At 67.0% G+C, this 17,536-nt stretch carries 12 protein-coding genes; 9 read left to right on the top strand and 3 right to left on the bottom strand.

Annotated elements, in window-relative coordinates; translation table 11 throughout:
• Window positions 1–22: 22 nt before the first annotated feature.
• The 4 genes from IEY63_RS08495 (at window position 23) to IEY63_RS08480 (ending at window position 7,812) form a co-directional block, all read left to right on the top strand.
• Window positions 23–3,544 (top strand): PAS domain S-box protein, encoded by a 3,522-nt coding sequence (locus tag IEY63_RS08495; protein WP_189068581.1) that lies wholly within the window; start codon window positions 23–25, stop codon window positions 3,542–3,544.
• Between the two features lie 556 nt (window positions 3,545–4,100).
• Window positions 4,101–4,634 carry a 2Fe-2S iron-sulfur cluster-binding protein gene (locus IEY63_RS08490; protein WP_189068580.1) on the top strand — a complete coding sequence of 178 codons (534 nt, stop codon included), beginning with the start codon at window positions 4,101–4,103 and terminating at the stop codon, window positions 4,632–4,634.
• Window positions 4,631–5,602: an FAD binding domain-containing protein gene (locus tag IEY63_RS08485; protein WP_189068579.1), complete on the top strand. Its 972-nt coding sequence runs from the start codon at window positions 4,631–4,633 to the stop codon at window positions 5,600–5,602. Before IEY63_RS08490 ends, IEY63_RS08485 begins: the two co-directional genes overlap by 4 nt.
• Window positions 5,599–7,812 (top strand): xanthine dehydrogenase family protein molybdopterin-binding subunit, encoded by a 2,214-nt coding sequence (locus IEY63_RS08480; protein ID WP_189068578.1) that lies wholly within the window; start codon window positions 5,599–5,601, stop codon window positions 7,810–7,812. The genes IEY63_RS08485 and IEY63_RS08480 overlap by 4 nt, the downstream gene beginning before the upstream one ends.
• Before the next feature lie 146 nt (window positions 7,813–7,958).
• Here the strand turns inward: IEY63_RS08480 and IEY63_RS08475 are convergent, their stop codons facing one another.
• Both IEY63_RS08475 and IEY63_RS08470 read right to left on the bottom strand, forming a co-directional pair.
• Entirely contained in the window at window positions 7,959–9,413 is a 1,455-nt protein-coding gene (locus IEY63_RS08475; protein ID WP_189068577.1) for a replication initiator protein A, read from the bottom strand.
• Between the two features lie 3 nt (window positions 9,414–9,416).
• Window positions 9,417–9,662 (bottom strand): hypothetical protein, encoded by a 246-nt coding sequence (locus tag IEY63_RS08470; protein ID WP_189068576.1) that lies wholly within the window; start codon window positions 9,660–9,662, stop codon window positions 9,417–9,419.
• A gap of 712 nt (window positions 9,663–10,374) precedes the next feature.
• Here IEY63_RS08470 and IEY63_RS08465 point away from each other — a divergent pair.
• The 4 genes from IEY63_RS08465 (at window position 10,375) to IEY63_RS08450 (ending at window position 14,866) form a co-directional block, all read left to right on the top strand.
• Window positions 10,375–11,397, top strand: coding sequence for an SDR family NAD(P)-dependent oxidoreductase (locus IEY63_RS08465; protein ID WP_189068575.1), 1,023 nt, complete (start codon window positions 10,375–10,377; stop codon window positions 11,395–11,397).
• A 148-nt stretch (window positions 11,398–11,545) separates the two neighbouring features.
• Window positions 11,546–12,313, top strand: coding sequence for an SRPBCC family protein (locus IEY63_RS08460; protein WP_189068574.1), 768 nt, complete (start codon window positions 11,546–11,548; stop codon window positions 12,311–12,313).
• Entirely contained in the window at window positions 12,310–13,488 is a 1,179-nt protein-coding gene (locus IEY63_RS08455) for a zinc-dependent alcohol dehydrogenase (protein WP_189068573.1), read from the top strand. Before IEY63_RS08460 ends, IEY63_RS08455 begins: the two co-directional genes overlap by 4 nt.
• 217 nt (window positions 13,489–13,705) lie before the next feature.
• Window positions 13,706–14,866: an acyl-CoA dehydrogenase family protein gene (locus tag IEY63_RS08450; RefSeq protein ID WP_189068572.1), complete on the top strand. Its 1,161-nt coding sequence runs from the start codon at window positions 13,706–13,708 to the stop codon at window positions 14,864–14,866.
• A 120-nt stretch (window positions 14,867–14,986) separates the two neighbouring features.
• Here IEY63_RS08450 and IEY63_RS08445 read toward each other — a convergent pair whose 3' ends face one another.
• Window positions 14,987–15,883 carry an SDR family oxidoreductase gene (locus tag IEY63_RS08445; RefSeq protein WP_189068571.1) on the bottom strand — a complete coding sequence of 299 codons (897 nt, stop codon included), beginning with the start codon at window positions 15,881–15,883 and terminating at the stop codon, window positions 14,987–14,989.
• A gap of 527 nt (window positions 15,884–16,410) precedes the next feature.
• On the opposite strand from IEY63_RS08445, the gene IEY63_RS08440 reads away from it, so the two are divergent.
• Window positions 16,411–17,517, top strand: coding sequence for a sensor histidine kinase (locus IEY63_RS08440; RefSeq protein ID WP_189068570.1), 1,107 nt, complete (start codon window positions 16,411–16,413; stop codon window positions 17,515–17,517).
• Window positions 17,518–17,536 lie beyond the last annotated feature (19 nt).

The raw sequence follows: 17,536 nt of genomic DNA, 5'->3' as shown, positions 1-17,536 counted from the left end.
GTCAGTAGAATGCAGGTCACCTATGGGTGCCTCCCTCCCCGACAGCGGCGCACCATTCGATGTGCTGATGCTGTGCGCCGCCGCAGATCCTGCCAACATGGCCGCACTCCTGGCGGACATTCCGGCCGCGGTCCCCGTGGTGGTCGCCGTCCCATCAGGTCAGGGGCGTCGGTTCCAGTCAGGATTGGCTTGCCTTACTCCACATCCTGTGTACGTGGCCGAGGTCCGCACGGCGCTCCAGTCTGGGCAGGTGTACGTCGTCGCCGGGCCTGCCCTGGTCGAGACGCAGAACAGGCAGCGTGGCGCCCTGGTGCCCCTGCTGGGCGGGCTGGATGCGGCGCGGCCACTGGATCAGCTGCTCGCCTCGCTGGCCATGGGGTTCGGATCGCGTGTCTTGACAGTCTTTCTGGCGGACGCAGCCACGGACGGTCGGCTGGGTGCCCGGGCGCTCAGGGGAGTGGGGGGAACCATCCTGGTCCGCCTGCCTGAAGACCCGCAGGCCAGTGTCCCGGCGGACCTGCTAGCCGACGGAACCGCCACCGGCGTACCCGCCGACCAATGCGCCCACACTGTTGCCGCGCTGCTGTCAGGCCATGCCCACCCGGGCGTGCCGACAGAGGGCAACGTGGGGGAGACGCTGCGGCGGCAGCGATTCCTGCTGACCTTCAGTGACGCGCTGCGGCCCCTGACAGACGCCAGCAAGATCCAGAAGCTCGCCACACGCTTGCTGAGGGAGTACCTGGGCGTCAGCCGCTGCATATACACCGAGTTTGTGGTGAAGGATGGCTGCGAGCGGGTGGTGATCGCAGCCGAGCACTACGCGCCCGGCACACCCAGCTATGCCGGGGTTCATCTCGCCGCGCCGTTTGGGCCGGACGTCCCCGCCCTGCGGGCTGGGCGCATGATCGTCGTGCCGGACATCGAGGCGGAGGACACGACAGAGGCGCTGCGGGAAACGTGGCGAGGGCAGAGCGTGCGGGCGCGGCTGGGCGTGCCGGTGGTCGAGGACGGGCGGTTGGTGGTCGTGCTGGGCGTGCAGCACGACGCACCGCGCGTGTGGCGTGCGGAGGATGTTGAGCTGGTGCGGGAGGTCGCGGAGCGCACCTGCGCTGCCGCCGCGAGGGCACGGGCTGATCGCGCCCTGCGGGAGAGTGAGGTCAGGTACCGCTCCCTGTTCGACGCCATGACCGAGGGGCTCGCCCTGTGCGACGTGCTCCGGGATGACGCGGGCCGCGTGGTGGACCTGCGGTACACCGAGATGAACCGCGGGATGGAGGAACAGACGGGCCTGACGCGCGGGGCGGTGCTGGGGCGCAGGCTCTCGGAGGTCGTACCCCTGGGTGATCTGGCCCGCTGGCTGCCCATTTACTCCGCGGTCACGGAGACGGGTGAGCCGGTCCGGTTCGAGCAGTATGCCGAGCTGGTGGACCGCTGGTTTGCGGTGAGCGTGTATCCGCGTGCGCACGACGAATTGGCGATCCTCGCGCATGACATCACCGGGCGGCGCCGCGCGGAGCAGGCCCGGGCGCAGCTGGAGGCGCAGATGACCCTGCTGCTTCAGCTCAGTGACGCCCTGCGGCCCCTGAGCGACCCAGAAGAAATCCAGGATCTGGTGACCGCGCAGGCGTTGACGCATTTTGGCGCTGACCGCTGCTACTACTGCGAGATTGAGGGAGACCTCGCCTTGATCCGGCGTGACGCCGCCCGGGGTGACCTGCCCTCTGTAGCTGGCACCTACCCCCTCAGCGACTTTCCGCTCGTGCGGGCCGTCATCGAGGCCGGTCAGCCTTTCGTCGTGCCGGACGTGAACACCACGTCACTGGTGGATGACGCCCTCAAGGACGTCTGCCGACGCTTGCAGGTCATCTCCTTTATCGGCGTGCCCGTGATCCGCAGGGGGCAGGCGCTGGGGCTGCTGTGCCTCGTGCAGAGCGCTCCACGCCGCTGGACGGACCTGCACGTCACGCTCGCCGTGGACGTGGCCGAACGCACCTGGGCGGCCGTCGAGCGGGTCCGGGCCGAACGGGCCCGCACGGAAGCCGACGACCGGCTCCGCCGACTGATTGAGCATCTGCCGGGCGGCGCCGTCTTCGTGGTGGATCACGACCTGAGGTATCTGCTCGCGCAGGGTGAAGCGCTGGCCACAGCGGGCTTCACGCCGGATGGCCTCGTGGGCCGCACCGTGAAACAGGTGCTCCCCGTAGCCTTGGTGGCCGAGCATGAAGCCATGTACCGGCGCGCCCTGAGTGGCCAGCACTTCGAGGTGGAACATGCCGCGCACGGCCGGCAGTACCTGACCCGCGGCCTGCCCCTGTACGACGCGGCCGGTCAGGTCACGTCGGCCCTGGCCATGTCATACGACATCACGGCCCGCAAACAGGCCGAGGAGGCCGTGCGGGACAGCGAGGCGCGACTGGCCGCCATCTTGGAGGCGCTACCTGTGGGCGCCGGACTCGTGAACACCGAAGGCAGGGTCCTGCTGGGCAACCAGGAACTGAAGCGGTTTCTGCCCAACGGTCTGATGCCCGCGCTCGACCCTGAGCAGCAAGGGCGGTGGCTGGGCTTTGACGAACAGGGCCGCCGCGTGGAACCCCATAACTTCCCTGGGGCGCGCGCTCTGCGCGGCGAGAAGGTCGTGCCTGGCATCGAGATGCAGTACACGCAGAACGACGGCACGGACATCTGGACGCGGGTGGCCGCAGTCCCCCTGAGAGACGCAGCGGGCCACATCACCGGGCAGGTGCCGGTGGTTATGGACGTGAACGACCTGAAGCGCGCCCAGGCCGCCCTGCGGCTCCTGAACAGTGATCTGGAGGCCCGCGTGGAGGAACGCACCCGCCGACTCGCGGACCTGAATGCCGAACTGAGTCACGTGATCACCCGCACGGCCCGCAACCTGAAAACCCCCGCCGCCTACTTCAGTCAGTGGCTGGAGTCTGGGCACGCCAGGGACCTGTTCGCCGGCCCCAGTGCGGCCGCGCCCGACGCCCTGGAACGCAGTCTGGCCCAGCTGCGGGGGGTGGCGCTGGACCTTCAGGCGCTGGCGCACTTGGAGAGTCAGGCCCTCCACCACGACCTCGTTCCCCTTGCCGAGCTGTTCACGGAGGTTCGGGCGGCTGCGCCTGCACGGGCCACCTGGTTCATTCAGCCTCTTCCCATCGTGCGCGCCGACCGCGCTCTGCTCAGGCAGGCGCTGGAGGTGCTGCTGAACTTCACGCTGAGCGACACGCGCGGCGCGCGGTATGTGGACGTGGCCAGTCAGGCGGTGCAGGGGGAGGTGTGGGTCAGCGTGTCAGATGATGGGACGGGCCTGAGTGGGGAAGAGGCGGCCACTCTGTTCGACCTGACGGTACGCAGTGAGCAGGCGGTCCCCGTGCTGGACGGGAGCGGGCTGATGCAGGTGCGGCGCATTCTGGCCCGCCACGGCGGCTGGGCCTGGGCCGAAGCGCGGCTCACGGGCGGCCGGGTCGTCCTGGCCTTCCCGCAGGATGAGACGGTCACGGAACTGGAAGACCTCCTGCGCGGCGAACAATCAGGCTTCTGACCCAGAGCCGCTCACGGGGTCCTGCCCAACGCCCAGAGGGGGTTGATGAATCAGGTTCCCCACCCATCACCTCTCGGGACCTGATGAATGCTGCGGGTGATCAACCCGCCTAATGTCTCCACTCCAAGTCGGAGAGCACCAGATCAGTACAAACTGAGTCGGCGTAGCTCTGGAGTTTTTACACCGACTGAAGCTGACGGGCCTGCCGTTTCACGATCCACCGGTTGAACACTTGGCCTCTATTGTCACTTGCACTCAGGGCAGCACTGGCCTGCTTGAGCAACGGCCAGCTTACAAAGCTATCGCACTGTGCCCTTTCACGTATCCGCTCCTCCAATATTCGCCATTTTCTGTATCTCACAACTCTGTCTGCGGACAGGAGCCGGGCCGCGTAGCTTGCATGAAGTTGACTTGACTTGTTTGGCGGGTTGCGCCGTGACCGGTGCGCGACCATTAAGCATGAGTTCCTGTTGTCAGATTCGTGCCGGGCGCGGCCCGCGCTCCATCCCCCGCCGATCGTTCCCGGGCCAGAACCCGCAGGTCACAGGAGGGCGCCGTGACTCCTGCTGACTCCACTCTGCTGCCCGTCACGCTGACTGTGAACGGCGCGGCTACTGAACTTCACGTGGACCCACGCGTGACGCTGCTGGACGCGCTGCGCGAGCACCTGCACCTGCCCGGCACGAAGAAAGGCTGCGATCACGGGCAGTGCGGGGCCTGCACCGTCCTGCTGGATGGGCAGCGGATCCTGAGTTGCCTCACGCTGACCGTCATGCACGGGGGCCAGGAGGTCACGACGGTCGAGGGCCTGGGCACGCCCGACGCGCTCCATCCCCTTCAGGAGGCGTTCATCCGGCACGATGGATTCCAGTGCGGGTACTGCACGCCGGGCCAGCTGTGCTCGTCGGTGGGCGCGCTGGATGAACTGGCGCGCGGCGTACCCAGTCACGTCACGGCGGACCTGGCGGACGTGCAGTTCAGTGCTGAGGAACTGCGTGAGCGGCTGAGTGGGAACCTGTGCCGCTGCGCGGCGTACCCGAACATCATCGCGGCGGTCAGCGAGGTTCACGTGGCAGGGGAGAGCGCGTGAGGCCCTTTGCGTACGTCCGGGCCGAGACCCCGGAGGCGGCGGCGCGGGATGGGGAGGCCGTCGGGACGAAGTTCATTGCGGGCGGCACGAACCTGCTGGACCTGATGAAACTCGATATTGAGCAGCCCCGGCGGCTGGTGGACGTGAATGCCCTGAACCTCAGGGACATCACGGCCACGCCGGACGGCGGCCTGCACGTGGGGGCGCTGGTCTCGAACACGGAGCTGGCCAGCGATCCGCGCGTGATGGCCTCGTACGGCGTCCTGTCACGTGCCATCGTGGCGGGTGCGTCCGGGCAGATCCGGAACAAGGCCACGACGGGCGGGAACCTGCTGCAACGGGCGCGCTGCCCGTACTTCTACGACCCGAACCTGCCGTGTAACAAGCGCGATCCGGGCAGCGGCTGCGCCGCGCTGGGGGGCCTGAGCCGCACGCTGGCTGTGATCGGCACCAGTGACGCCTGCATCGCGCAGCACCCGTCGGACATGGCCGTGGCGCTGCGCGTCTTGGATGCCCACGTGAACACCCTGGCCCCAGACGGCACCCAGCGGAGCCTGCCTCTGGACGAGTTCTACCGGCTGCCGGGGGACACGCCGCACCTGGACACCAACCTGAAGCCCGGCGAGCTGATCACGGGGGTCACCCTGCCGCCACCGGTGGGGGGGACGCACGTATACCGGAAGGTGCGGGACCGCGCGTCGTACGCGTTTGCACTGGTGTCCGTGGCCGTCATTGTGGATGGCCGGAACGTGCGGGCCGCGTTCGGCGGGGTCGCCCCCCGCCCGTGGCGCGTGCCGGACGCCGAGGCAGCCGCAGCGCAGGTTGACAGCCGTGAGCAGACAGACACCCTGCTGGATCGCACGTTCGACGAGGCGAGACCTACCGCGCAGAACGCGTTCAAGGTGCCGCTCGCGCGGCGCACGCTGAAGGCCGTGCTCGCGCAGAGCGGGCTGGAGGAGCAGGCATGAAGTTCGATCAGGCGTCTCCACCCAACCCCATTGATCAGGAACGCGTCGTGACGCGCCCCCACACCCGCATTGAGGGGCCCCTCAAGGTGAGCGGGCAGGCCACGTACGCCTACGAGTACGCACTGCCCGGGGCGCCCACGTACGGGTTCGTGCTGGGCTCCCGGATTGCGCACGGCCGCATCACGCGCATCGACGCGAGTCGGGCCGAGGCGGCGCCCGGCGTGCTGCTGGTCCTCACGCACGAGAACATGCCCGCGCAGGGGGCGTCGGACACGCCCGTCCCGCAGCAGCGGAAAGCCTCGCCACAGCTGGCCGGGCCGGACGTGCGGCACTACCACCAGGCGGTCGCGTTCGTGGTGGCTGAAACCTTCGAGCAGGCGCGCGCCGCCGCTCAGCTCATCGAGATCGAGTATGAGCAGACCCCCGGGCAGTTCACGCTGGCTGACACGGTCGGCAGCGGCAAGGAACCCCAGGACGCCGTGGACAGCGTGGTGGGGGAGTTCGAACCGGCATTTGCCGCCTCGGCTGCCCAGGTGGACCGCACCTACACCACGCCCGACCAGTCCCAGGCACCCATGGAGCCGCACGCCACGGTCGCCCACTGGGACGGGGATCAGCTCACGCTGTACACAGCACACCAGGTGGTGCACTGGGTCAAACGCGGCCTGGCGCTGACGCTGAACGTCCCGCAGAAAGACGTGCGGGTCGTGGCCGCCTTCGTGGGGGGGGGCTTCGGCACAAAACTCCTGTTCTTCTCCGACGCGGTGCTGTCCGCCGCGGCCGCGCGACTGCTGGGCCGCCCGGTGAAGACCACGCTGCACCGGCCCCTGATCTTCAACAACACCTCGCACCGCGCCGCGACCATCCAGCGCGTGCGGCTGGGTGCTGACCAGGACGGCACCCTGCACGCTGTAGGGCATGACACCTGGACCGGAAACCTGCCGGGCGGGGACAGTGAACCCGCTTGCGAGCAGACGAAGTACCTGTACGGCGGCGAGCACCGCCTGATCCGCACCCGGCAGAGCGAACTGGACCTTCCACCCGGCGCGAGCATGCGCGCTCCTGGCGAGGCGGTCGGCATGCTCGCCCTGGAAGGCGCGATGGATGAACTGGCCGAGCAGTTGAACCTCGACCCGGTCGAGCTGCGCCTGCGCAACGACGTGCAGTTCGACCCGGAGAAGGGACCGCGGCGACCCTTCTCATCACGGCGACTGGCAGCGGCGCTGCGCACGGGCGCCCGGGCCTTCGGCTGGGATCAGCGGCCCGGCGCGCCCCGCGAACGCCGCGACGGCGAGTGGTTCATCGGGTACGGCGTGGCGTCCGCGTTCCGCACGAATCTCGTCCAGCCGTCCGGCGCAACCGTCCGCCTGAACCGGGGCGGGACCCTCACGGTGGAAACCCAGATGACGGACATCGGCACCGGCAGCTACACCATCCTGGCGCAGGTGGCGGCCGAGATGCTGGGCCTGGAAACCGCGCAGGTTGAGGTCCGCCTGGGCGACTCGGACTTCCCGCAGGCCAGCGGGTCCGGCGGTTCCTGGGGGGCCAACAGCAGCTCGGCCGGCGTGTACGCCGCCTGCGATGAGCTGCGCCGCGACCTGTCCCGCAAGGCCGGATACACCCCCGCGAACACCGTGTTCCGGGGCGGGAAGGTCTGGCAGGGCGCCGAGTGCACCGAGCTGAGCGACCTGGCCGGTCCGGAGGGCGTGGAGGCCACCGCCCGCATGACGTTCGGCGAGCTCACGGAGCAGTTCATGCAGGCCGGATTCGGCGCGCACTTCGTGGAGGTCGGCGTGAACGCCTACACCGCCGAGATCCGCGTACGCCGCGCCCTGAGTGTCGTGGCGGCTGGCCGCATCCTGAACCCCGTCACGGCCCGCAGCCAGTGCCTGGGCGGCATGACCATGGGGATCGGCTCCGCGCTGATGGAGGCCCTGCACGTGGACCATGACCTGGGCCTGTTCGTGAATCACGACCTGGGCGAGTACCACGTCCCCGTGCACGCAGACATTCCGGACCTCGACGTGATCTTCTTGGATGAACGTGATGACCAGTCCAGTCCACTGCGCGCCAAGGGCGTCGGGGAACTGGGGATCAGTGGTGTGGGGGCGGCCGTGGCGAACGCCGTGTACAACGCCAGCGGCGTGCGCGTCCGCGACTTCCCGGTCACGCTCGACAAGATCCTGGCCGGCTGGGAGGCAGACAGCTAGGCAGAGGAGAAGGACGACTGCACTGTGCTCGGGGGCCAGCCAGGCGTGTGCCTGCTGGCCCCTGACTACCTGAACCGTCTCCTGTCAGTCCCGGGCGACCGACAACTGATGGTTTGCCTTCAGAAGTGCCTCCCCTACGCCACTCATCACGGGTCGTAGGTGTCCCGGAGTTGCTGGGCGAACTCGGGCAGGCGCAGTTCACTGGCTGCGCGAATGACCTCGCTCTGTACCGAGTCCGGATCAGCCTCTCCGGCCAACATGGCGGCGTGCAGGGCCCGCAGGTGACTGTCCCGCAGTTCCCGCCCGACGAACATCCGCACCTGCGTCACGGCGCGCGCGGCCTGCTCCTCGCGCGGCAGGGCCCTGAATTCGGCCTTCAGGCGGTCCGTGTGGACCTCCAGGGCCTCGGTGTCCGGGGCGGGCGCTGCCGGGGCTTTCAGGGCCCGCGCAGGCGCGGCGGTGGGCAGAGGGTCAGGCTGACCAGCCGCCCGGGGTACAGCGGGGTACTTGCCTTCCGTATCCTTGATGACATCCACCAGCAGGGCCGAGCGTTTCTTCGGTGTGTACCCCTCAAGGAGGGCGTGGAAGGTTTCCAGACGCGTGGTGACGTGCAGGTCCCCGAACTGCTGCACGAGCTTGCGGGCCACAGGCGGCACGACGCCCTCACGGCATAGCGCTTCCACCAGGGGTGAGTCCGCGATCACCTGAAGGCTTGGTTCCGGGGCAGGGGAGGGGGTGACGTCCCCAAACTCGTACACGATTACGGTGTTCGCACGGGAGCCCTCGTACGTCACGGCGCGCAGGTACCCCCGCTCGATCAGTTCCTGATGCGCGCCGTCCAGGTTCCGCTTGATCCGCGCGGGCATGGTCTCCAAGAGCTTACATTCCCGCGCCCACTGCTGCAGAGGAATCCGCAGGAGTGGTACCGGGTCCCCCAGGTGCACAGGATCGTACCGCCGGGCGTCCAGGATGCGGTACAGGCTCCGGGTCAGGGCGCGGTTGAGACTCTGCACGAAGGTCATGTCGAGCGGCTTGACGTACTGCGCCCGGAGGCTCTGCACCACTGGGCGGGCCAACCGGACCTTCAGGATCGTGCCGGAACCGTAGGCGAGGCCTGCTTCGGTGTCCGCGTCGATCTGCTCAATGATGTTGAACTTCACGGTTGTCCAGCGGTCGTGCCGCTTGTCACGCCAGGATTCACTGGCGGTGTACGTCGCTCCCTTCAGGCGGTCCAGTGAATCCTGGAGGGCCTGATAGTACTGGCCACTGTCAGGGAAACCGGAGCGGCTCAGCAGCTGGTAGGCAGTGGCGTTCACCTCCCCGCTTTCCGGGGCCCCCTGCTCCAGGAACATGAGGTTCAGGGTCGTGGCGAAATCGCCGTCAAGTCCGTGGGGAACGCCGCCGTACTCGCTGGGCGAGATGCACGTGAGCCTTGCCGCGCGGCCGTCCACCGTCCACTCCTGATCCCAGCGGGTGTAGTCGCTTGGGATGCGTTCCTGCACGCAGATGAGGCCCAGACGGGCCGAGTTGGCCTCGTCGAAGCGCTCGATTTCACCGGGGCGCTGCGGCGACACGGTCGCTTTCCTGCGGGGGCGGGGCATCGGTCAGGAATCCTCGCCCATTACTGTAGCAAAGCGGCATACGGTCTGCTGATTCTGCTGTTGTGTTGTTTGTTTTGTTTTTAAAGAAGAAAAGAAATGATGATCAACAACAACAAGCGGATTCTTCCTCTTGCGTCCTGCACGGCGTTTTTGGCTTGTACCTGCCGAGTAAATCGGGAAAAATCTGTGGATAACCTCTGTGAAACTGCCGAGTAAATCGGGAAACCTGCCGAGTAAATCGGGCGTCATTGGACAGAACCTACCGAGTAAATCGGGTCAGTGCGACCCGCGATCTGACCGAGTAAATCGGGTCAGGTGGCGAAAGCTACCGAGTAAACCGGTACACTCCCGGGTCGAAAGCTGCCGAGTAAATCGGGCCCCGCTGTGGAAAACCTGCGATACCTACCGAGTAAATCGGGCCGTGCAGAACAATTGAGCCCGATTGACTCGGCGGAATCTCATCCGGCGGAAATGCCGAACTTGGCGGGAAATTTGACGAGTTCAGCCCTCAACCCGCCGAGTAAATCGGGTGCTCTCACGGATAAACCTGCCGAGTAAATCGGTAGTAGGTGACAGGAGTTGGAAGCAGGCTATTCGGTGCAGGAGAAGCGCCTTTATTATCGTGGTACTCGACGTCCACGACGGAACGCTGAAAGGTCTCTCTGGGCAGAGGTCAAGTCGGTAGAGCAGTCAGAACACGCCCACAGCAATTCCGGGATTACCTGGCGACCAGCTCGACAAAAAAGCAGTGCGTGCGGGACTCTACCCGAGCAATCCAGTGGATGCTTCTGGATGATTGAGATTCTGGCGTCATACGATTTTGTCTGAGTTATCTCTTGCATCTGCATTCCAGCTAGGCCCTTCGGTCATGGACGCATTGCGGGGCGCTTGCACTCAGATGGCCTTGGTGTCCGCTTCACGCACTGCGGACGGGGCCGCGCCGTGGGGGCACACTGCGGACATGCGAATCCCGAAACGCCTGCTGCTGACTGCCGCCCTGGGCGCCCTGGCCGCCCGCCACGCGCTGACGCGCCCGCTGGACCTCCGGGACCGCTCTGTGATCATCACGGGCGGTTCGCGGGGTCTGGGGCTGGCGCTGGCCCGTGAGTTCCTCGCGCGTGGCGCGCGGGTCACGCTGGGGGCGCGTACAGGCAGTGACCTGCGGAGCGCGCAGGCGTCCTTGAACGCGGGAGAACGTGTGCACGTCGTGGCTGGTGACGTGACCGTCGCAGCGGACGCGCAGCGTCTGATTGACGAGGCTGTCCGCGTGCATGGCCGACTGGACGTGCTGGTGAACAACGCCGGCATCATCCAGCTGGGTCCGATGGCCAACATGACTGAAGCGGACGTCCGGCAGGTACTGGAACTCAATGCGCTGGCGCCGCTGCGCCTCGTGGAGGCCGCGCGGCCTCACCTGCGGGACGGGGGGCGAGTGTTGATCGTGGCGTCGCTGGGAGGTCGGGTGGCCATTCCGCATCTGGGGCCGTACTCGGTCAGTAAGTTCGCGGCGGTGGGCCTGGGGCAGGCGCTGCGTGCGGAACTGGCGCTGGAGGGCATCGGGGTGACCACGGTCATGCCGGGCCTGATGCGGACGGGCAGTCCGCTGAACGCGCCGGTCAAGGGGCAGCACCGCCGGGAGTACGCACTGTTCGCGACGCTGGCCAGCCTCCCGGTCCTGGCGCTGGACGCGCAGGTTGCGGCGGGCCGCATCGTGAACGCCCTGGTGCGTAACCGCGCGGAGGTGATGGTGGGAGGACCGGCGTGGCTGCTGGGGACCGCGCACGCCTTGGCGCCGCAGCTGACGGCGGATGTAATGGCGCTGACCGCGCGGCTGCTGCCCGGGCCAGGCCGCTCGGACGCCGCGCGTGTCGGGCGTGACCTGGAAACCGCGTTTACTCAGGCCAATCCCATGAAGCGTTCCGCAGAGGAGCGCTTTCACCAGCGTGGAGCGCACGGCAACGGTGAAGAGAGGGGATCCAGCTGAACCTTGAGCGGAGGGTCACACAGTGGCCTGCGGCTCAAAGGGCCCTCTGCGCGCAGGGTTGACTGCCCGCCAGTCTGTGCTGTCCGGTTTGCCGTTCCTTGCGCTGCCCGTGTGATCCGCGGTTCGCGCCTCTGTTCCGGAGGTTCCCATGAGTGATGACCGTCCTGTTCCCGCGTCCCCTGACGCCTCTGACCCAACGCCGCAGTCTGACGAGCTGGGCACCAATGACACCGGCGCGCAGCTGCCGACACTGGAACGCTCCGTGATGGGCAGTGTCGGTGTGGCCCTCATGGGCGCGGGACTGCGCAGTGGCCGCCCTCTCCAGAAACTGGTCCTGGGCACCGTGGGAGCCGGTTTGGCGGCCATGGCCGCCACGGGCCGCAACCCCCTGGCCACCGCCTTGAAGATCCGTCAGACGCCCCAGGGGGAGGTGCTGGTGGGAGACGCCGTGACGATCGGGCGGCCGGCCGAGCAGCTGTACGGCGTGTGGCGGGACCTCTCAGGCCTGCCGCGCCTGATGACGCATCTTCAGTCGGTGGAGGTCCTGGATGAGCGCCGCTCACGCTGGACCGTGACGGCCCCCACGGGTACAGTCAGCTGGGAAGCTGAGATCACGGCGGACGAGCCGGGGCGCCGCCTGGCCTGGGCGGCCCTGCCGGGCGCGGCCATCGAGAATCACGGTGAGGTGCTGTTCCGGCCAGCGGCAGGTGACCGCGGCACGGAGGTCGTGGTGCGCCTCGCGTACCGCCCGCCTGCCGGGTCAGCTGGCGCGGTCGCGGCGCGACTGCTGGGTGAGGAGCCCGCGCAGCAGCTCCGGGATGACCTGATGCGCTTTAAACGTGAGCAGGAACTGGGCTTTGCGCCCACCACGGAAGGGCAGAGCAGCGGCCGGGCCGCGCAGGGAGGGTTAGCATGAAGGCCATCGTCTGGCAGGGCACCAACCGCGTGGGCGTGGAGACCGTCCCTGACCCCACGATCCTCCTGCCCACCGACGCGATCGTGAAGATCACCTCCACCGCGATCTGCGGCTCGGACCTGCACCTGCTGGACGGCGTGATTCCCAGCATGGAACGGGGCGACATCCTGGGCCATGAGTTCATGGGTGAGGTCGTCGAGGTCGGGCGTGACGTCCGGAAGCTGAAGGTGGGCGACCGGGTGGTCGTGCCGTTCAACATCTCCTGCGGCATGTGCGATCCCTGCCGGCGCGGCCTGTTCAGCGCGTGCGATAACTCCAACCCCAACCACCGCATGGCGGAGGCCCTGTACGGCGGCGTGAGCGGCAGCGGCCTGTTCGGGTACTCGCACATGTACGGCGGGTACGCGGGCGGACAGGCGCAGTACGTGCGCGTGCCCTTCGCCGACGTGGGCCCGCACAGGATTGAATCGGACCTGCGCGACGAGCAGGTGCTGTTCCTGACGGACATCTTCCCCACGGGGTACCAGGCCGCTGAACAGTGTGGCATTGTGCCCGGCCGGGACGTGGTGGCCGTGTTCGGAGCGGGGCCCGTGGGGCAGTTCGCGGCCCGCAGTGCACAGATGCTGGGCGCCGCTCACGTCATCGTGATCGACCGGGTCCCCGAGCGACTGGCAATGGCGGAATCGGCCGGGTGTCAGGTCATCAACTACGAGCAGGAGGACGTGCTCATCGCGCTGCGCGAGGCGACGGGCGGGCGCGGCCCGGATCACGTGATTGATGCCGTGGGCATGGAAGCGCACGGGCACGGTCCTGGCGCGCTCGTGGATACTGCCAAGCAGCGCCTGAAACTCAGCTTCGACCGGATCACGGCGCTGCGCTGGGCGCTCCTCAGCTGCGCCAAGGGCGGCACGGTCAGTCTGCCCGGCGTGTACGGCGGCCTGATCGACAAGGTACCCATGGGCGCCGCGTTCGCCAAGGGCCTGACCTTCCGCATGGGCCAGACGCATACGCACCGGCACATCGCGCCGCTGCTGTCGCGCATTGAGGCGGGCGAGATTGACCCCAGCTTCGTGATCACGCACCGCGCCACGCTAGATGAAGCGCCGGACCTGTACAAGACCTTCCGGGACAAGAAAGACGGCTGCATCAAGGTCGTCCTCAACCCCTGGGCCTGAACCGATTTTCAACACGGAAAGGCCGCGTCCCGCCGCCCTAGCCCGAACAGGCCGGGGCGGCCATTTCTCTGCTGAAAGAGCGTGCAACACAGGCCCCTGATGCGGAGGGATCTAGGTAGCCTCATTGGCCTTCAGCCCCCATTTCGGCTGCCTGGGCCCGTTCACCAGTGCCGCCCTCAGGCCTTCTGGTGTGGGCGCCACACGTATCATGCTCAGCATGTTCGATGAATTCTCGGTGCATGACCTCCTGACGCCAGAGGAACGGCTCGTGCGGGAGACCGTGCGGACCTTCTGCACCACGGAGCTGCTCCCGGACATCGCCGGCTGGTGGGACTCCGGGCAGCCCCCCATCCGCGACCTGATGAAAACGTTCGGGCAGATGGGGCTCCTGGGACCCACCACGCCCGAAACGTACGGCGGGGCGGGCCTCAGTTACAGCGGGTACGGCGCGCTCATGTATGAGCTGGAACGGGTGGACAGCGGCCTGCGCAGCGCGGCCAGCGTGCAGGGCAGCCTCGTGATGCACCCCATTCACGAGTTCGGCAGCGAGGAGCAGCGTCAGCGCTGGCTGCCCGGACTGGCTGCCGGGACCCTTATCGGCTGTTTCGGCCTGACAGAAGCGGATGGCGGCAGCGATCCCGGCGCGATGCGCACCCGCGCCCGCCGACACGGTGACGAGTACGTCCTGAACGGCAGCAAGATGTGGATCACCAACAGCCCCGAGGCGGACGTGGCGGTCGTGTGGGCCAAGGACGACGAGGACGTCATCCGGGGGTTCCTCGTTCCGCGTGACGCTCCGGGCTTCCACACGCCCAAGATTGAACGCAAGCAGAGCCTGCGGGCCAGTGTCACCGGCGAGATCGTACTTGAAGACTGCCGCATTCCCGCGACCAATGTCCTGCCGGGCAGCCGGGGCCTGAAAAGTCCCCTGTCCTGCCTGACCTCCGCCCGCTTCGGGATTGCCTGGGGGGCCATGGGCGCCCTCGAAGCCGTGCTGAGCAGCACCCTGGACTACACCCTGAACCGGGAGACATTCGGGCAGCCCATCGCCGCGCGGCAGCTCGTGCAGGACAAACTGGTCTGCATGGCCACCAGCCACAGCCTGGGCCTGCTGATGGCCTGGCGTCTGGGCACCCTGAAGGACGGCGGTCAGATGAACTACGCGCACGTCAGCTACGCGAAACGCAACAACGTCCGCGTGGCCCTGGAAGGCGCCCGCCTCGCGCGGGAACTGCACGGCGGGAACGGCATCACCACGGAGTACCCCGTCATCCGGCACATGCTGAACCTGGAAACCGTTGACACGTATGAAGGCACCCACGACATTCATACGCTCATCGTGGGCCGTCACCTGACGGGCCTCAGCGCCCTCGGCTGAGGCTGGACAGGGGTTCGAGGCCTGGGCGCGGCCCCAGAGTTCGTGGGGGCTGGGGGCGCGTGACCCTCAGCCCGTCCACAACACACTCGCCCCTGTGGACGGGCTGGCCGGGCGTCGTGCTTAGCCGTTGATGATGTCGCCGCCGTTGGGGTGTAGGACCTGACCCGTCACGTAACTGCTGTCCTCAGAGGCGAGGTAGACGTAGGCGGGCGCGACCTCCGACGGTTGCCCTGGGCGCTGGAGGGGCGTGTTCTGGCCGTGCTCACTGACCCGCTGCGCGTCAAAGGTGCTGGGAATCAGGGGGGTCCAGGTGGGGCCGGGCGCCACGGCATTCACGCGGACGCCCTGCCCGGCGAGGTTCTGGCTGAGGCTGCGCGTGAAGGCCACGATGGCGCCCTTGGTGCTGCTGTAATCCAGCAGCTGCGGGCTGCCCCGGTACGCGGTCACGCTGGTCGTGTTGATGACGGCGCTGCCCGGCTTCAAGTGCGGGAGGGCCGCCTGCGTCAGGTAGAACATGGCGAAGATGTTCGTGCGGAACGTCCGCTCCAGCTGCTCCGGGGTGATGTCCCCCAGATGCTCCTGCGGGTGCTGCTCCGCGGCGTTGTTCACGAGAACATCCAGTTGCCCGAACGTGTCCATGGTGCGCCGGATGACCTCCTGACAGAAGGCCGGATCGCCGATGTCACCGGCCAGCAGCAGCGCGCGCCGGCCCTCAGCCGTGACCATCCCCTCGGTCTCCCGGGCGTCCTGATGCTCATTGAGGTACACGATGACGACATCCGCCCCCTCACGCGCAAAGTGCACGGCCACCGAGCGGCCGATGCCACTGTCCCCGCCCGTAATCAAGGCGACCCGACCACGTAGTTTGTGACTGCCCTCGTACCCCTCACGGATCACGATGGGAGCGGGGTGCATCTGCTGTTCCTGACCAGGTTGGTTTGCCTGGGTCTCGGCGGGCAGCGTGGTGGGTAGATCGGCCGTGGACGCAGTGGCAGGCTGTGTGGGCTGTTCAGACATGAGGACCTCCGGCGCTGAGTGTCGCGCGGGGTGACGTGACGGTCATGCAGGACGTCCGAAGCGTTCTTCATCTGCGTCGCACGGGGCGCCTGATTGCTGTGACGCGCCCTTCATGCTTCCAGTCGTCGAAGGAGGTTCCTTAACTGGGCACTGGCCATTTTGATGTCGATGGTGCCTGAATCGGATGCTGTGCGCATAGTCAGCCACTCGGTGGCCAGTTGAAGGTCGATCTCCGGTCTTCAGGACGCTGTCATTCCGAATCTGGATGTGGCTAAAAATTAAAATCTTATTTATTTATCTCTCATTCCTTGCCCAAAAATGCGCTGGGTGATCTTCATGTAGCTAGGGGGTTGACCCAACGTGAGGCTCAGTATGCTGCGCTACAAACGCCGAATCAGGCCAGCCATTCCACTGTGCACTCCACCTGAACACCCAGAAGTTGGCTTCCTTCCTCCTCCGCCTCACTCCATCCCAGCTGTGTGTTCCTGAAGCGTGACCACAACGCTCAGCTCAACGTGAGGCCCCACATGGACCCTTCAACCACAGCCCAAGACGCCGCGGACCAGTTCGAAATGGTGGCCGTGCCCTACCTGCGACTGGACGTGCACGGCGTCATTCATCAGGCGAACGAAGCCACGTCCGACCTGCTGAGACTGGGCGCCGCGCGCCTGCGCGGCAAACGCCTCGATCAGTTCCTGGCACCTGCCTCATCCGGGTCGCTCAGTGTGCTGCTCCGGCAGGTGCTCGAGAGCGGCCGCGTGCAGCAGGCGGAGCTGTCCATCGCCCGCCCCGCAGAACCCGCGCAGAACATGCTCATGCACCTGACGCCGGCCGGCAGCGTCTGTCACGCCCTGCTGACCGACATCACCCCGTACAAGCAGGCGCACCTGCTGCTGATCAACGAGCGCACGCATCAGGAGCAGGAAGTCAAAAACGCTGCCACGCGCATCCGGAACCTGAACGAGGAACTGGAGGAAGTCCTGATCGCCACGCAGCAGCAGCTGCACCTGCTGCTCGCCCGCGTCACCAACCTGCTCGCGCAGGCGCACTCGGCCGCCACCCCGACCGAACTGGAGGCCCACCTTCAGTCGGCGGGCCACGTGACCCAGCAGGTGAACCTGCTGCTCAACAGCCTCGAACGGTACCGGCAGACGCGGACCATGCGGGCCAGGCTGCGCCCCATGCCCCTCCAGACAGCGCTGTCCACCGCGATGGCGCACGTGAGTGCTGGCGCCACGGACCGGCAATTTACGGTGACGCATGATCCGCTGCCGACTCTCCTGGGGGACAGTCAGGCCCTGACCCTGATCCTCGAGGAGTACCTGTCCAATGCGCTGAAATTCACCCGGTCCCAGCCGCACGCCCGGATTCACGTTATTCACCGGGAGACCACCACCGAGCATCAGGTCGGCGTGGCGGACAACGGCGTGGGCTTCAACATGCGGCAGAAGGATCAGCTGTTCAAACTCTTCGCAAAACTGCACTCTCCGAAGGAGTACGAGGGTCTGGGCGTGGGCCTGCCCACCGTCCGGCGCACCTGTGAGCGCTTTGGCGCCCGCGTCTGGGCGGAGGGTAAACTGAACCAGGGTGCCACGTTCTGGTTCGCGTGGCCCAAGAATCCCCGCCTGTACTGATCCGCAGCTGCCCGGGGAG

Origin of the sequence: Deinococcus radiotolerans, from assembly GCF_014647435.1 — a bacterium.
Lineage (GTDB): Bacteria > Deinococcota > Deinococci > Deinococcales > Deinococcaceae > Deinococcus > Deinococcus radiotolerans.
This window is presented reverse-complemented; position numbering and strand designations above follow the sequence as displayed.

Excerpts from the sequence above, each read along its gene's own strand:
- IEY63_RS08455 (WP_189068573.1), top strand. The coding sequence starts at position 12,310 with ATGAAGGCCATCGTCTGGCAGGGCACCAACCGCGTGGGCGTGGAGACC.
- IEY63_RS08465 (WP_189068575.1), top strand. The coding sequence starts at position 10,375 with ATGCGAATCCCGAAACGCCTGCTGCTGACTGCCGCCCTGGGCGCCCTG.
- IEY63_RS08495 (WP_189068581.1), top strand. The coding sequence starts at position 23 with ATGGGTGCCTCCCTCCCCGACAGCGGCGCACCATTCGATGTGCTGATG.
- IEY63_RS08480 (WP_189068578.1), top strand. The coding sequence starts at position 5,599 with ATGAAGTTCGATCAGGCGTCTCCACCCAACCCCATTGATCAGGAACGC.
- IEY63_RS08460 (WP_189068574.1), top strand. The coding sequence starts at position 11,546 with ATGAGTGATGACCGTCCTGTTCCCGCGTCCCCTGACGCCTCTGACCCA.
- IEY63_RS08445 (WP_189068571.1), bottom strand. The coding sequence starts at position 15,883 with ATGTCTGAACAGCCCACACAGCCTGCCACTGCGTCCACGGCCGATCTA.
- IEY63_RS08475 (WP_189068577.1), bottom strand. The coding sequence starts at position 9,413 with ATGCCCCGCCCCCGCAGGAAAGCGACCGTGTCGCCGCAGCGCCCCGGT.
- IEY63_RS08470 (WP_189068576.1), bottom strand. The coding sequence starts at position 9,662 with ATGACGCCCGATTTACTCGGCAGGTTTCCCGATTTACTCGGCAGTTTC.
- IEY63_RS08450 (WP_189068572.1), top strand. The coding sequence starts at position 13,706 with ATGTTCGATGAATTCTCGGTGCATGACCTCCTGACGCCAGAGGAACGG.
- IEY63_RS08440 (WP_189068570.1), top strand. The coding sequence starts at position 16,411 with ATGGACCCTTCAACCACAGCCCAAGACGCCGCGGACCAGTTCGAAATG.